The sequence below is a fragment of the Phycisphaerae bacterium genome, from assembly GCA_035384605.1.
Taxonomy (GTDB): domain Bacteria; phylum Planctomycetota; class Phycisphaerae; order UBA1845; family PWPN01; genus JAUCQB01.
Genome location: DAOOIV010000133.1, coordinates 1 through 13,025, shown reverse-complemented (window position 1 = coordinate 13,025; position 13,025 = coordinate 1). Strand labels below are relative to the sequence as shown.

22 protein-coding genes are annotated in these 13,025 nt (G+C 64.8%); all 22 read left to right on the top strand.

Going from position 1 to position 13,025, the window contains the following annotated elements; translation table 11 throughout:
• Window positions 1-221: hypothetical protein (locus PLL20_19420; protein ID HPD32169.1), on the top strand; the 221-nt coding region annotated here is incomplete at its 5' end.
• Window positions 221-514, top strand: coding sequence for a hypothetical protein (locus PLL20_19415; protein HPD32168.1), 294 nt, complete (start codon window positions 221-223; stop codon window positions 512-514). The genes PLL20_19420 and PLL20_19415, both read left to right, overlap by 1 nt.
• Before the next feature lie 222 nt (window positions 515-736).
• Window positions 737-880, top strand: coding sequence for a hypothetical protein (locus PLL20_19410; protein HPD32167.1), 144 nt, complete (start codon window positions 737-739; stop codon window positions 878-880).
• Between the two features lie 42 nt (window positions 881-922).
• Window positions 923-1,213, top strand: a complete 291-nt coding sequence (locus PLL20_19405) for a hypothetical protein (GenBank protein HPD32166.1) — start codon at window positions 923-925, stop codon at window positions 1,211-1,213.
• The gene (locus PLL20_19400) at window positions 1,210-1,488 is read left to right on the top strand and encodes a hypothetical protein (GenBank protein HPD32165.1); all 279 of its coding nucleotides are present in this window, start codon (window positions 1,210-1,212) and stop codon (window positions 1,486-1,488) included. Before PLL20_19405 ends, PLL20_19400 begins: the two co-directional genes overlap by 4 nt.
• Before the next feature lie 99 nt (window positions 1,489-1,587).
• Window positions 1,588-1,827: a hypothetical protein gene (locus tag PLL20_19395; protein HPD32164.1), complete on the top strand. Its 240-nt coding sequence runs from the start codon at window positions 1,588-1,590 to the stop codon at window positions 1,825-1,827.
• Window positions 1,802-2,206: a hypothetical protein gene (locus tag PLL20_19390; GenBank protein HPD32163.1), complete on the top strand. Its 405-nt coding sequence runs from the start codon at window positions 1,802-1,804 to the stop codon at window positions 2,204-2,206. Before PLL20_19395 ends, PLL20_19390 begins: the two co-directional genes overlap by 26 nt.
• A gap of 81 nt (window positions 2,207-2,287) precedes the next feature.
• Window positions 2,288-3,514, top strand: coding sequence for a hypothetical protein (locus PLL20_19385; protein ID HPD32162.1), 1,227 nt, complete (start codon window positions 2,288-2,290; stop codon window positions 3,512-3,514).
• Entirely contained in the window at window positions 3,511-4,020 is a 510-nt protein-coding gene (locus tag PLL20_19380) for a hypothetical protein (protein HPD32161.1), read from the top strand. Before PLL20_19385 ends, PLL20_19380 begins: the two co-directional genes overlap by 4 nt.
• On the top strand, window positions 4,013-5,329 hold the full coding sequence (locus tag PLL20_19375; GenBank protein HPD32160.1) for a terminase family protein: 1,317 nt from the start codon (window positions 4,013-4,015) through the stop codon (window positions 5,327-5,329). The genes PLL20_19380 and PLL20_19375 overlap by 8 nt, the downstream gene beginning before the upstream one ends.
• Window positions 5,326-5,916: a hypothetical protein gene (locus PLL20_19370; GenBank protein HPD32159.1), complete on the top strand. Its 591-nt coding sequence runs from the start codon at window positions 5,326-5,328 to the stop codon at window positions 5,914-5,916. The genes PLL20_19375 and PLL20_19370 overlap by 4 nt, the downstream gene beginning before the upstream one ends.
• Before the next feature lie 60 nt (window positions 5,917-5,976).
• Window positions 5,977-6,177, top strand: a complete 201-nt coding sequence (locus PLL20_19365; protein HPD32158.1) for a hypothetical protein — start codon at window positions 5,977-5,979, stop codon at window positions 6,175-6,177.
• Window positions 6,164-6,514 carry a LuxR C-terminal-related transcriptional regulator gene (locus tag PLL20_19360; protein ID HPD32157.1) on the top strand — a complete coding sequence of 117 codons (351 nt, stop codon included), beginning with the start codon at window positions 6,164-6,166 and terminating at the stop codon, window positions 6,512-6,514. Before PLL20_19365 ends, PLL20_19360 begins: the two co-directional genes overlap by 14 nt.
• Before the next feature lie 101 nt (window positions 6,515-6,615).
• On the top strand, window positions 6,616-6,921 hold the full coding sequence (locus tag PLL20_19355; GenBank protein ID HPD32156.1) for a hypothetical protein: 306 nt from the start codon (window positions 6,616-6,618) through the stop codon (window positions 6,919-6,921).
• Window positions 6,922-6,924: 3 nt separating this feature from the next.
• Complete coding sequence (locus PLL20_19350; protein HPD32155.1) at window positions 6,925-8,607, top strand: portal protein; 1,683 nt, start codon at window positions 6,925-6,927, stop codon at window positions 8,605-8,607.
• On the top strand, window positions 8,604-8,867 hold the full coding sequence (locus tag PLL20_19345) for a hypothetical protein (GenBank protein HPD32154.1): 264 nt from the start codon (window positions 8,604-8,606) through the stop codon (window positions 8,865-8,867). Before PLL20_19350 ends, PLL20_19345 begins: the two co-directional genes overlap by 4 nt.
• Window positions 8,851-9,321 (top strand): hypothetical protein, encoded by a 471-nt coding sequence (locus tag PLL20_19340; GenBank protein ID HPD32153.1) that lies wholly within the window; start codon window positions 8,851-8,853, stop codon window positions 9,319-9,321. The genes PLL20_19345 and PLL20_19340 overlap by 17 nt, the downstream gene beginning before the upstream one ends.
• A gap of 124 nt (window positions 9,322-9,445) precedes the next feature.
• Window positions 9,446-10,201, top strand: coding sequence for a hypothetical protein (locus PLL20_19335; GenBank protein ID HPD32152.1), 756 nt, complete (start codon window positions 9,446-9,448; stop codon window positions 10,199-10,201).
• A 240-nt stretch (window positions 10,202-10,441) separates the two neighbouring features.
• Complete coding sequence (locus tag PLL20_19330) at window positions 10,442-11,380, top strand: phage capsid protein (GenBank protein HPD32151.1); 939 nt, start codon at window positions 10,442-10,444, stop codon at window positions 11,378-11,380.
• Window positions 11,381-11,540: 160 nt separating this feature from the next.
• Entirely contained in the window at window positions 11,541-11,972 is a 432-nt protein-coding gene (locus PLL20_19325) for a hypothetical protein (GenBank protein HPD32150.1), read from the top strand.
• Window position 11,973: 1 nt separating this feature from the next.
• Window positions 11,974-12,705 (top strand): hypothetical protein, encoded by a 732-nt coding sequence (locus PLL20_19320; protein HPD32149.1) that lies wholly within the window; start codon window positions 11,974-11,976, stop codon window positions 12,703-12,705.
• Between the two features lie 38 nt (window positions 12,706-12,743).
• The coding region (locus tag PLL20_19315; protein HPD32148.1) for a hypothetical protein at window positions 12,744-13,025 on the top strand (282 nt) is incomplete at its 3' end.

The window sequence follows — 13,025 nt, the reverse complement described above, 5'->3', positions numbered from 1 at the left end:
GGAAGGGACAAGGTATGTGGGATTGGTGGAAATTGGCGGCAATGCTGCTGGGACTGGCCGGGATCCTCGGCGGCGTGATGCTGGGGGTCTGCGCGGTCCTGGCGGTGGTCCTGGGGCCGGCGGAGACCGAGGAAACCGAATCGGACATCGACGGGGACCGGCAACGCGAATGCCAGAGGATGCTCGAGGAATTGAGTGCCCACCGCCGGAGGACGGGGTAATGCGCCCGCCGGCGCGGGGGCTGCCTCCCGTCGAGGAACGACCGGACTGGGCCGAGGCAGTCCGCTTTGCGCTCCAGCGGGGGGACACGCCCCAGGGACTGGAGCTGATCGCCCCCTCGGTCTGGCGGATGGTATATCGATCGGTCTACTCCGACGGGGTGTACGACCAGATCGCCCGCTATCGGCTGATCGTGGCGCCAGGACGAGAAGAGGCGGTGCAATTGCTCCGGCGACAGGAATTCGGGTTCGCAGAGCGGATCATCCTGTACGAGGCCGAGACGATCAAAGGATAAGGATCGTCGCATGACACTAAAGGAAATTGTGCGACAGTGGCTTACGGTGAACGGATTTGACGGGTTGTTTCACCCGGGCGGGGAATGCGCCTGTGTACTGCGTGACCTGTCATGTCCGGGGGAGGGGTGCGAGTGGGTATGGAGACGAATGGCATTTCCATATCGGGCGGAAAAAGACGATAACCGCAGGGGACACAGAGGACGCGGAGGGAGGAACCGCAGATGAACGCGGATGAACGCAGAGGGCTGGATTGCAGCGGCCTGGACCTGGACATTTGGGGCGATGGGCGAGCGACGAACTCGACGCCGATCCCGGAAGAGTGGGAATTGGTTCACCCCAGAGACACAGAGGAGACGATCCCATGACACTTAAGGACATTGTGCAGCAATGTATGGAAAGGAAATCCGATGGACACCAGTGAAATGACCGTGACACTTACCCCCCAGATGTTGGCGACGATTCCGCTGCTGGCGGTGGCGATGCAGTTTCTCAAGGGCATCGAGCCGCTGGCCAAGCTCCAGCCGTGGTTCCCGCTGCTGTCGCTGGCCCTGGCGATCGGAGCTGCGATTGTACTGGGCATGGGGGACACGATCCAGGCCCGCGTGATGAGCGGGATCATCATGGGCCTGGCGACCTCGGGCGGCTACGACGCGGCCAAGGTGCCCGGCAAGGCGGTCCAGCCGGGGCCGACGCCATGATCAACACGATTGCGGCGGTGGCGACGGCGGTGGCGGCCCTGGCGGGCCTGGTGGTGTTGCTCTATACGGACCGGCTCACGGCGCGGGCCCGGTGGGAGAAACGGTATGCGGAACTCAACGAGCAATGGGACCGGGCCAAGAAGGCCCATGAGATGGCTGTGGCCCGCGGCACTGGCGATGCTATGGCTCTGTACGACCAGTGGCTGCAGGTGGCCAAGGAACTCAGCCGTCATCGTGGTGCCGGACAGCGAGCGGGTTATCTTTCTCGATCCTAACCAGCCGGCGGCTGCGCCCTGGCCGGCGGTCATCCTGTCCCGCGGGCGGTACCAGGCACTCGTTGAGGCGGAGATGATCGTGCAATCGTGGAGAATGGAATGAGCGGGATCGATATCACAGACCGACTGGTGAGAGTGCAGGGCAACTCACGGGACAACTATCTGGAAATGGAGATCGACGACTACTCGCAGGCCCTGGCCCAGGTGCGCGGGCATGGGTCGTTCTGGCTGACCGCAGATCAGTTGGACGCGACGGGCGCGGCGTTGCACAGCTTGGCGGCGCGGCTTCGGCGGCGAATGCGGGAGGATGCCGGTGCGGGTGCGGCAAACGAGCGTTGATGGGTTGATCGACCGCCACGGCAACTGCCGGAGTCTGGGGGCTCAATGGAACCACAGCCCGATCTTGTACACGCCGGCCCCGCCGGCGGACAAAACTGCGGCGTTGGAGGCGGCGATCGAGTTTGAGGATCGATCCGAGGACACCAGCGAAATGATGTATCAGACCTGCGAACGATGCCGATGGTGGAAGGCGATCCTCGTCGGATTTGGCCGGGTGGCGCCGGTGTGTCACTGTCATGACGCCGTGGCGCATTACATGATACAAACGGGCGCAGCGACGACGTGCGAGCAGTGGACGCCGTCGCTTCGCCACCCCAAAACCTCAGAACAGTCAGAGCCTCGGTCAGGGGGGGAACGTGCCCCCTTGACCGCGGGTTAGGTCGCGGATCCCCGCGAGAGCGAGTCGGTGGGGTGACCCGCTCCGCAGGCGGTCCGAGTATCGTGTGGAGTGCAGAATCAGATGAGCAAAACACGGATGGCACCTGCGGCCGCTGCGGCCGGGGCGCCTGGCGAGGGATCGCCCTCGCCGGCGTCGGTGATCAGTTGGTCGCTGCACCGGTTCCCGTGGCCGGCCAAGCCTGCGCAGCGGTTCTGCCTGGCCTCACCCTGGCTGGCCGTGGTCAATGCGCGGGGGCCCTGGGGTGTGTGGCAGCATTTGCGCCGGGAGCCGGCCTGGCTGCCCCTGTACGACTCGCTCTGGCGAAAGCCCTGGTTCGCCGGGGCGACGCCGGCGGTGCAGATGGGCGTGATCAACGTCTGGCGGATGATGGCCAAGGCGAACTACTGGGGCGTGGAGTGGGGCGAACCGACGCGGCTGTGTTTCCAGTGGGGAATCGATCCCGAGACGCTCAACGCCACGCTCTCGGTGATGCTGGAGGTTGGGGCCCTGGTGTACCTGACGCACGCGGAGAAGCTGGCGATGGAATCGTGGAAGCCCGGCGGGCGGAAACCGGGCGACGGACAACGCCAGATCCGCGACGGTTTAGGGGAAAGAGAGGGGAAAAAGGGGGGGACTATAGGGGGGGATTCTAGGGGTGAGTATGGGGTCCAGGTTTCAGACAGAGACAGCAGAGAGAAGACAGGGACAGTGACAGGGACAGGGGACAGGCGACAGCCCACAGGCAAGCATGCGCGCGCGCTCTTGTCAGGTTCTAGAGATTGTCAGCGCGAGCCAGCGACAGGGACAGACGACAGCGACAGCCGACAGGGACAGGGACACCCACAGGGACAGGCACAGGGCACAGGGCACAGGGACAGCCCCACAGAGCCTGCCAACCTGCCTGATTCTGACCAGGGGAGCGACAACCGCGGAGCCGTCCGCAACCGTCGCTCCCCGTCAGCTCTGGCCGACGACGCCGGCAGACTGGGCGACTACCTGCACTGGAGCGATCCTCTGGCGATGGATTTCGCCCGGCGGATGTTCCGGGCGGTCCTGGGCCGCGAGGCCCCGGCGGACGCTACCACGGCCTCTAGGAGCGATCGGAGCGTCTTGGGGGCCTGGGCATCGGCCTGGGTCAAGAAATTCAGCCACAGCCTCAATCCGGGCCAATTTGAGGCATTCTGTGAGCGGGCCGAACGGGATGTAGCCAAGAAACGCGGCAAGGCCGGGGTCCGGAACCTCGGCGCCGTGGCGATGGATAAGATCGTGCCGGGGATCGTGCGGAGCCTGGCGAAGGAGAAATCATGACAGCGAAACGCAAAGCAAGCGGCAAGCGGCCGGCGGCGAAGGTCGCCAGGGCGGTCAAGCGCCCGCGAGCCACGGGCCACAGGTCACGGGTTGCGAATCAAATCCCTGCGGAACTGGGAAAAGGCCCGAAACGGGGCGATGTCGGCTACGGCAAACCGCCTGTGGAGCATCAGTTTGCCCCCGGGGTTTCGGGCAATCCGGCGGGAACACCGCCGGCGCGAGCGAATTTGTGGCGGCATATCTGCAAGTTCCTGGAGGCCGGGGAGGATGAGGCAAGGCGGGTCCAGGGGGACAAGAGCGAATCTCTGGCCCGGCGGATCGCGGCCAAGCAGGCCCTGCAACTGCTGAAGAAGGGCCTGGTCGGCGTGGCGCTGCAGGCGACGATGCGGATGTGGGACCGCGATGAAGGCCGGCCGGTGGCGCATGTGGTGATGGAGAGCCCGGACGTGCTGACGGCCGAAGAGTGCGAAGAGATCCGGCAGGCGATGAAGATTCACCATGAGTGACGGGTTTGCGATGCTGACGGACCGGCAGATTGCGATGATCGGTAGGAAGATTCTGGCGTATCGGGCGCTGCCCGAGGCCAGGAAGTTCCACTCCTCGCAGGCGAAGTACCGATGGTTCTTCGGGGGAAACCGGTCCGGTAAGAGCGAGTCGAACATCGGGTATGACCTGTGTGCTTTCGCCCTGGGCGTGCATCCGTGGCGAAGGACGCCGGCGGGGGCGGTGCTCTGGGCAATCGCGCCGACCTGGGAGATGGTGGGCAAGATCCTGTGGCAGGAGAAGATCAAGGCCTATCTTCCGATGCGGCGGCTCAAGGGAATCGTCTGGCACAACAAGGGCGCCGACATCCCGAAAGAACTCCTGATCGATAACGGGGCGAGGATCGAACTGAAAGCCTTCGAGCAGGGCCGCGTCGCGTTCCAGGGCCGCGCGGTCGATGCGATCTACTGCGACGAGCAGTGCGAGCACGATTCGGCCTCGATCATGGACGAACTCGTAATGCGTCTGGCGGACCGAAACGGATATATGGCCTGGTCCGCGACTCCTCTGATCGCCCAGGACTGGATGGAGAAGCGCGAGCGAGATCCCGGCCCGCAGGACGCGGTCTTCCATGCGGACCTCAACGACAACCGTAAGAGCCGCGGCGGGTACATCGACGATGCCGAGATCGACGCCCGGATCGCGGCCTGGCCCGAAGAGGTCCAGGCGACGCGTATCAGGGGCTACTTCGCGGCGTTCCTGGGGGCGGTGTATAAGACGTTCCGCCGGGAGGTCCACGTTCAGGAAATCGAGTTGCCGGCGGACGCCCAGCACTATCAGGGAATCGACCTGGGCTTCAACAATCCGTTCGTCTGCCTCTGTGCCGCCCGGTACGGGGCGGACCGCCGATGGCACGTCTACGCAGAGCACTACCAGGCGAGGGAGTCTCTGGCCTGGCATGCCGCGAAAATCCGGGCGATGACCGGCCGGACCCGGATCGTCGCACGCTGGGCCGACCACGACGCCCAGGACATCTACGAGCTGCGGCAGTTGGGGATCGAGACGCTGCCGGCGAAAAAGGATATTCGCCTGGGGATCGAGCTGGTCCAGGCCAAGCTCAAGGTCCAGGCCGACGGCCGGCCTCAACTGACGATCTCGCCGCGATGCCCCAACACGATCCGCGAGATGATCGCATACCGATGGCGCCAGGGGACCCAGACGCGGGACCCGCGCGATGAGCCCGAAAAACAGGATGACCATTGCCCCGATGCCCTGCGGTACTTGTTGTACAGCACGGAGGGGGCGAGATACTTTGGATCGGACGCGACATGAGACAGACCCCTATCGATCATTTCCCGGTGGACCAGGATGTGCGGTACTCGCGGATCTTCGCCGGGGCGATGTGGCCGGGCGTGAGACCGGGCTGGGTGGTGGTGGTCGGCGAGCATGCGACCGAGCATATCGCCGGACGCCCCTGTCTGGACGTGCTCGATGTGGCGGACTCGCCGCGTCTGGACCGGCTGATTTCGCTCTTGGCGGAGCTGCGGGACTTTTTTCATCCGGAGCGGGTCCTGGCCGACGCCAGGAACGCCGCGGCGATGACGATTTGTAATGAGTACGCGGGGCGGGGCCTTCGCGTGGAGCATTCGGGCCTGTGCGAGCTGCGGGGCCCGATGGCGTACGTGATGCCGCTCTTGCAGCGGATCTACAGCGGACCCGGCTCGCCGGGCGATCGGCTGCGGGTGTCGCCGGCGTCGGCCCTGGCGGGCGAAATGCTGGTGGTGCCGGCCAACGAAGACCCGGCGGATTTGAGACTCGAAGACTATCCGGCCGTGGCGGCCCTGGCGTTTGCGGCGCTGGGCCTGGAGTTGTCCCGCCGGGACGCGGCCGAGCGGCTGCCGGAGCAGACGCGAAGATGATTCACCACAGAGGACACAGAGAGCACAGAGAACAGAAGACAAGAAGGGAAAGGGTATCTGATGACGCCACGACAGATTGTGCACGTGCGGACGGAGGCCCGCTGCGACTGCGAGCGGCTGGGGTCTTGTGTGACGCTGACGCTGGCGTGCGGGCACGTCAAGCGGATGAAGGCCTCGCGGGCCCCGATCGGAAAGACCCACTGCCCGCAGTGCGAACAGCAGCGACAGGCGAAAGGACTCGCAAGCGATGACTCGACGTGACCGACGGGAACAACTGGGGCCGGTGATCGGCCGGCTGCCGGATCTGGAGCCCACGATGAGGATCAGCTACGAGCGGTTCGCCGATCCGGCCCGCTGGCGGCGGATGGCGGAGGACCTGGGCATCACGATCCGCGAGCTGCAGGTGGCGCTACTGCTTCTCAAGGGCCTGTCTCTGGCGGAGATCGGCTCGGCGCTGGGAATCCAAAAGGGCACGGTGCACACGTACAACCAGCGGCTGCACCAGCGGCTGCGGGTCCGCAATCGCGCTGAGCTGGTCACGACGATCGTCCTGGCCTCCGGAATCCTGCTGCCTGCCAATTCAAAAGAGTATCCTTAAATATATACAGGCACACGCGGTTTTACGCGAGAAAACCGCATTTTGGCACATTGGGCCCCTCGAATCTGCGCCGCGGGTCTAGGCTTGGGGCATCGCCGGCCATGACCTGTCTGCCGGACATCAAAATGGTGAACCAGATGGCTGAGAACATCTTTCAGAAATGGAAGCGGGCCAGTCCGCTGATTAAGGACCTGGGCTGGGCTGGATTCGCCAAGTATTGGGCGACCAGTACGGCGCCGGCGAAGGCCCCCAAACCCATCGGACCGACCGATACGGAGGTCCTGGCCAGCGACGAGCGGATCCGCAGGGCCCTGGCCTCTCGGTCACGCAGCAGACGCTCGAGTCTCACGGGCGGACAGACCGACCGCCCGGTCAAACTGCAACTGCCCTCTCTGGTGGGGATCTGACGCATGATCGATCCGAAACAGCTGGTGGCCCGCTGGAATACGCTGGACGCCGCCCGATCGACGGTCAAGAGCCTGGTACAGGAGGTGATGGAGTACTGCCTGCCGCGGCGGGCCACAGTGACGGTCCAGCGGACCGATGGCCAGAACCTCCACAAGTACCTGACCGACTCGACGGCGGAAATGTCGGTCGAGCGTGGGGCCAGCGGGCTGTATGGGGCGATGTGCCCGTCGGACCGGGCGTGGTTCATGCTGACGCCTCCGATCGAACACGGCCGCCTGGCGGGCGAGTTCGGCCGAGACATGCTGGGCGTCTCGGAGACCATGCGGGACCACGTGAGCCGCAGCAACTACGCGGAGGCGGCTTACGAGGGGTTTCTCGATCTGATGACGGCCGGAGTGACCTCGGTGGAGGTCAACCGCGGTTTGGATTCGCTGTTCGAGTACACAGCGTATCCGTTCGAGCAGGTGACGTTCGAGGAGAACAGCCGCGGGCGGGTGGACGCGGTCTACCGGCGGTTCGGCTGGTCCGCCCGCCAGATCGTACAGGAGTTCGGGGAGGGCGAGGCGGCCGTCGGCAAGACGATCTGGGACGCCTACAGCGCCAATGACGGTCGGAACCGGGACAAGATCTTCGAGGTCCTGCACGCGGCGGTGCCGCGGAGCGACTACCCGGGCGGCCGGCTGGACGCCAGGAATATGCCCGTGGCCTCGGTCTGGGTCGCGGTGATGGACGCCAAAGTGCTCCGCGAGAGCGGATGGCCGCAGTTGCGGTACCTTGTCTGCCGGTGGGTGAAGGCCGCCGGCGAGAAGCATGGGCGATCGCCGGCCATGACCTGTCTGCCGGACATCAAAATGGTGAACCAGATCGAGCAGGCGATTATCGATGGCGCCGAGCAGGTCGTGCGGCCTCCGATCCTCAATCCCGACGGCGCCGGCCTGATCAGCAACAGCCGCGACGCCAACGGCAAGCCGGTCATTCTCTTCCGGCCGGGCTCGATCCTCAACTACCGAGTGAACTTCGTCGCCCCTGGGGTCAAGCCGGAGCCCTTCAGTACCGGCGCCCGCGTCGATTTTGGGCTGGAATACGCCGAGAGCAAGCGGCGAATCATCCGGGCGGCGATGTTCAACGATCTGTTCATGGTCCTGATGGACCAGACGCACGCCAAGACCGCCACGGAGGTCCGCGCGATTCTGCATGACCAGATGCGACTGCTCGGTCCGCAGTTCGGGCGGATGAAGGTCGAATTCTTCGACGCCTTGATCCGGATCAACCTGTCGATCATGAGCGAGGTCCCGCAGCTGCTGGGCGGGATTCCGCTGGAGCTGCTGAACCTGGCGAACATCCGGTACACCTCGACGTTGGCTTTGGCCATGGAGTACGCGGAGATGACGGCGATGCAGGACGCGATGGTGTTCCTGTCGCCCTTCGCCGAGATCGATCCGACCGTCTGGGACAACTTCAGTTTCGACGAGATCAGTCGCGGGATCGCCGAGAAGATGGCCCTGCCGCCCCGATGGCTCAAGCCTCGCGACGAAGTCCGGGCCCTGCGGGAGGCCCGCATGCAGTATCAGGCCCAGCAGATGCAGCAGGCGTTGGCCCAGTATCAGGCCGAGCAGATGGCCCGCATAACCCAGAAGCCCGAGCCCGGCTCGCCGGCCGAGGCCGTGGTGCGGGGTGCGGCATGACCGCCTTGGGCTTGACGCAGGCCTCCGACGAGACCCTGCGTGCGTATCGGGAGTTCGCGGCGTGCGGGCAGATAGCCCAGACGATTTTGACGGACCTGGAATCGCAGATTCCGGGCGACTTCTGCCCGGACAATCAGTATGTGACGGCCCATAACCTCGGACAGTTGCGGATCCTGCAGATCCTCAGCGTCCGCCTGGCCGAGTCGCAGACGAATCGAACCTTGTTACCGGAGCATATCAATCATGGCCAAGATCAATGAACCCACGACGGTAGTGACCCAGCGGGACCGTGAGGTGTCGCGCCAGCTGGCGCAGGAGGCCGCGGAGGTGGCTTCGCGACAGATGCAGGAGCGGAACACGATCGTTAAAGCCAAGGGCCTGCTGGCTATCCTGGCGGCGATCCAGCCCAATGCGCCCGGGTACGGGCCTGTATACACCTTGCAGCGGCTGGGCCAGCGCAGCCAGGTGACGGCGGACGAGATCGAGCGGGCCCGCCGATGCGTCAACGATTGCGTGGGCAACCCGCCCCGGCCGCCGACGGTGGCCGAGTGCCTGGAGGCCCTGGCGCCTCTGGCCCGCATGCCTCGCGACTATCTGAACCCCAACAAGCAGGCCGTGCAGTTCGCCTTTCCGGACGGCAACGGCAAGAGCGTCGAGGTGACGATCGAGCAGATCGAAGCGGCCGACCGGCTCCGTGCGGCCGGCGGCCTGTAACGCGAACGGACACAGACGAAACCACAGACGATGACGAAAGAGTATGACTGAGAACCCGAACATTCCGGTAATTCCTGCTGGGCCGGGTCCCCTGCCGGCGCCGGCGCCGGCTTCGCCGGGTCCCATGACGATCAGTATCGACGGCCTGGACGCCGAGCTCAGGAATAATAAGACGATCGCCGGCCTGGCGGGCCAGCCCGTACAGAAGGCCCTGAAGATGCTGGCTGATGCCGAGGCGATGATCGGCCGCAAGGGCGTGATCCTGCCCAAAGGGCCCGACGACAAGGAGGGCCTGGCCGCGTTTCGCAAGGCAATTGGCGTTCCGGACTCGCCGGACAAGTACCCGGCCCCCAAGATCCCTGAGGGCCTGACGGTCGATGAGGCGACGGACAAGCAGCTCCGCGCCTGGGCCGCAGAACTGGGCTGGACTCCCGACCAGTTCACCGGCTTCGCCGAGCGGGTCGCGGCCTGGAATGTCGCCACCCAACGGCAGCAGCAGCAGGAGCAGCAGGCCGCCCTGGATGCGGCGAAAGCGGCTTTGAAAACGGAGTTGGGCCCGGCGTACGAGGCCCAGGTGCAACTGGCCAACACGGCAGCGGCGGCCTTCGCCGACGAAAAGGACCTGGCGGCCTTGGCCGACGCGGGCATGCTGGAGCACCCTGCGTTCCTGAAGCTGATGGCTAAAGTCGGTCAGGCGGTCGCTCCGGACCGTCTGTCGCAACAGAAGACCGGCCAAGTCGATTCGGGAGGCCTTCAGAGCAAGATCGACGAGTTGATGCGGTCGCCGGCGTACCTGACCGAACGCGGTCCGGCGCACGATCGCGTGCTCGATGAGTTGCTGCGCCTGCGGAACCAGATGGCCGCAGCACGAAAGAAGTGACGATCGATAGAGTGTCCCGCGGCCGGGGAGCCTTACCGGTCCGGCCGAATGGGGAACCGCAAATGCGGGCAGCCTCGGACATTCCGGGGTCCGCAGCCGGGCGCGGCAAAACGCAAACGGTAGGGTCCGTTTCTGAGGTGTGACGCCGGTCACATGTCACGCCGACGATCGGGGAGCTCTCCAGTGTCGGCCCTTGAGGCCGAGAATTTCCTAACCTATGTTTGATTGGAGAGTTCTCCGATGTCCTACACTGTCACCCAAGCGATGACCGAGCAATTCTCGGCGTCGGTCATCATGCTCAGCCAGCAAAAGACCTCCCGCCTGCAGCAGGCCTGCCAGGTGGCCCAGGTGGTGGGCAAATCGTTTTATGCCGAGCGCCTCGGCACGGCGGAAATGCGAGAGCGGACCGCCCGGCACGCAGACATCCCGTTATCGGAGTTCGAGCACTCCCGGCGCAAGGGCACCATTCATGACATGGCCTGCCGCCACCTGATCGACCGGGCCGACACCGAGAAGATGATCATCGATCCGCACGGCAAGTACGTCCAGAACTGTGTGGCCGCGGCCAATCGCGCCAAGGACATGTGGATCATCGAGGCCCTGGGCGGCGTCGCCCACGGCGGAGAGGCCGGGACCACGCTCATCAACAACTACGACGTCGGCGAGTGCCGGATCATCAATGGCGACGGGACGGTGGTCGCCGCCGGATCGAACGCCTCGAACACGACCGAGACCGCGTTGACGTACTCCAAGCTCGTGACGGCCAAGAACCTGCTGGATGCCGCGGAGATCGATCCCGACCGACGTCGGTACCTCGTGACCAACAACTACAACATCAACAACCTGCTGGAGGACAAGACGCTCAGCGGCGATGAAATGAAGGTGGTACGTGACATCAAGACCGGCCGGATCGAGCAGATCCTGGGCTTCTTCGTCATCCCGATCGAGTACCGCGCCACGGGCACCGGCCTGCGAATGCACTCCATCGACACCAACTGCATCCGCAGTTACGCCTTCGCCGAAGGCGCAGTGACCTTCGGGATCGGCGGCGATGTGCGGACCGTCATCGAACGCATCCCGGAGAAGGACGCCGATCAGGTGCTGTGCACCCTCGAGGTCGGCGCCGAACGCAATGAAGGCCCGGCCGTCGTCGAGATCCTGCTCAAGGCCGCGCCCTGATGAAGTGACAACCGATCAATAGTCCGGTCCCCTCAGGACCGTAAAGAAATGAAGGCCCGGCCGTCGTCGAGATCCTGCTCAAGGCCGCGCCCTGATGAAGTGACAACCGATCAATAGTCCGGTCCCCTCAGGACCGTAAAGAAAGGAACGAATAACGAATATGGCTACAAAATACGGCACCAACGCGACCATTCTGGCGTCCCTGACGCCCAGCAACCTGCTCAAGGCCGAGCAGTCCGGGGGCGTTGTGCGGTCGATGACCGAAGAGTATACCGGGGCCCGTGTCGTCAGCGGCGACATCATCTATCTGGGCAAGATGCCCAAAGGGGCGATCCCGCTGTTCGGCATTCTCCGATACAACGGCAGCGATACCGGCATCCTGAAGATCGGCTACGCCGGCGACACGGATGCGCTGGGCACCACGACGGCGCTGGCGACGACCAAAACGCAGGTCCTCTATCCGGCCCGCGAACAGATCAATAAGCCCCTGACGAACGATACCGACATCTACGCCACGATGGGCATCAACTCGGCCCATGCCCTGGCCACCACCGACACGGTGGACATCCACTATCTGTACGCGAAGGAATAAGATGGACAAGCTGCTCGTCGTGCTCCCGGCGCCCCGTCATCCCCTGGTGGACGGGCGCGTGACGCTCTGGCTGGCGGCCCTGTGTCGCCGGTACTCGAACGTCGATGTGGCCAACCCTTGTGGGGATAGCTGCGACGCCAACCGCAACGCGGCGATCGCCGAGGCCCTGGCCCGGGAGCCCTACGTGCGGCACTTCTTCTTCCTGGACTCCGACACCGTGCCGCCGCCCGACGCGGTGGAGCGGCTGCTGGCCCTCCGGGCCCCGGTGGCCTGCGGTGTGACTCCGATCCGGCGGCGCGGAGCGAGATTCTGGAACATCCGCGCCGACGCCCCCGGCGACTGGTGGCCCAGGGATGTGCCGTTGCCTGCAAGGCCTTTCCCGGTCCGGCACGTCGGCGGTACCACCGTCCTGGTCGAACGCGGCGTCTTGGATCATCTGGGCTATCCCTGGTTCTTTCGAGAATACGTGGATCAGCCTGTCGAGGACTTGGAGTACGTCAAGCGGTCCGGGGACGTGTTCTTCTCCGATCGCGTGCACGCGTGCGGCTATCGGATCCTGTGCGATCCGAGCGTGCGGTGCCACCATTACAAGGTGACGGACCTGCTCGATGACGATGATCTTTCGTCTGTGGGGCCGGCGGCGGCGGGTCCTGCGTCGTCGCCGGCCCGTTGTGACCCGCCGGGCGAGTTCGAGCGGCTGTGCCGGGAGATCGAATCGCTCAGCCGGGTGTGACCCGATTGACCGTATTGACCTTATTGACCGGAGTGACTATGACGATGCGTCCACGATTCCGCGATTTTACGATCTGTCTGCTGGTGTTTGCGGCGGCAGTCCTCGGCCGGCCGATGTACCTGCTGGCCGACCAGGCCTGCCCGGCTCAGCCGGACTTTACCCGAGCCTTCCTCGATCGGCACGGCGGCGACCCCAACGCGCCGGGTTTGTTTGACGGACTGCCCGTCCTGGGGCCTGTGGCCGGCGATCCGAACGTCTGGGAGGTCCCTTGCGGAGTCCAGACCTTTGCGTATCGATGGTGCGACCCCGAGGGCATGCCG

What these genes read in the sequence shown, in the direction of transcription:
- PLL20_19415 (HPD32168.1), top strand. Translation starts at nt 221, where the DNA reads ATGCGCCCGCCGGCGCGGGGGCTGCCTCCCGTCGAGGAACGACCGGAC.
- PLL20_19410 (HPD32167.1), top strand. Translation starts at nt 737, where the DNA reads ATGAACGCGGATGAACGCAGAGGGCTGGATTGCAGCGGCCTGGACCTG.
- PLL20_19405 (HPD32166.1), top strand. Translation starts at nt 923, where the DNA reads ATGGACACCAGTGAAATGACCGTGACACTTACCCCCCAGATGTTGGCG.
- PLL20_19400 (HPD32165.1), top strand. Translation starts at nt 1,210, where the DNA reads ATGATCAACACGATTGCGGCGGTGGCGACGGCGGTGGCGGCCCTGGCG.
- PLL20_19395 (HPD32164.1), top strand. Translation starts at nt 1,588, where the DNA reads ATGAGCGGGATCGATATCACAGACCGACTGGTGAGAGTGCAGGGCAAC.
- PLL20_19385 (HPD32162.1), top strand. Translation starts at nt 2,288, where the DNA reads ATGAGCAAAACACGGATGGCACCTGCGGCCGCTGCGGCCGGGGCGCCT.
- PLL20_19380 (HPD32161.1), top strand. Translation starts at nt 3,511, where the DNA reads ATGACAGCGAAACGCAAAGCAAGCGGCAAGCGGCCGGCGGCGAAGGTC.
- PLL20_19375 (HPD32160.1), top strand. Translation starts at nt 4,013, where the DNA reads ATGAGTGACGGGTTTGCGATGCTGACGGACCGGCAGATTGCGATGATC.
- PLL20_19370 (HPD32159.1), top strand. Translation starts at nt 5,326, where the DNA reads ATGAGACAGACCCCTATCGATCATTTCCCGGTGGACCAGGATGTGCGG.
- PLL20_19365 (HPD32158.1), top strand. Translation starts at nt 5,977, where the DNA reads ATGACGCCACGACAGATTGTGCACGTGCGGACGGAGGCCCGCTGCGAC.
- PLL20_19360 (HPD32157.1), top strand. Translation starts at nt 6,164, where the DNA reads ATGACTCGACGTGACCGACGGGAACAACTGGGGCCGGTGATCGGCCGG.
- PLL20_19355 (HPD32156.1), top strand. Translation starts at nt 6,616, where the DNA reads ATGACCTGTCTGCCGGACATCAAAATGGTGAACCAGATGGCTGAGAAC.
- PLL20_19350 (HPD32155.1), top strand. Translation starts at nt 6,925, where the DNA reads ATGATCGATCCGAAACAGCTGGTGGCCCGCTGGAATACGCTGGACGCC.
- PLL20_19345 (HPD32154.1), top strand. Translation starts at nt 8,604, where the DNA reads ATGACCGCCTTGGGCTTGACGCAGGCCTCCGACGAGACCCTGCGTGCG.
- PLL20_19340 (HPD32153.1), top strand. Translation starts at nt 8,851, where the DNA reads ATGGCCAAGATCAATGAACCCACGACGGTAGTGACCCAGCGGGACCGT.
- PLL20_19335 (HPD32152.1), top strand. Translation starts at nt 9,446, where the DNA reads ATGACGATCAGTATCGACGGCCTGGACGCCGAGCTCAGGAATAATAAG.
- PLL20_19330 (HPD32151.1), top strand. Translation starts at nt 10,442, where the DNA reads ATGTCCTACACTGTCACCCAAGCGATGACCGAGCAATTCTCGGCGTCG.
- PLL20_19325 (HPD32150.1), top strand. Translation starts at nt 11,541, where the DNA reads ATGGCTACAAAATACGGCACCAACGCGACCATTCTGGCGTCCCTGACG.
- PLL20_19320 (HPD32149.1), top strand. Translation starts at nt 11,974, where the DNA reads ATGGACAAGCTGCTCGTCGTGCTCCCGGCGCCCCGTCATCCCCTGGTG.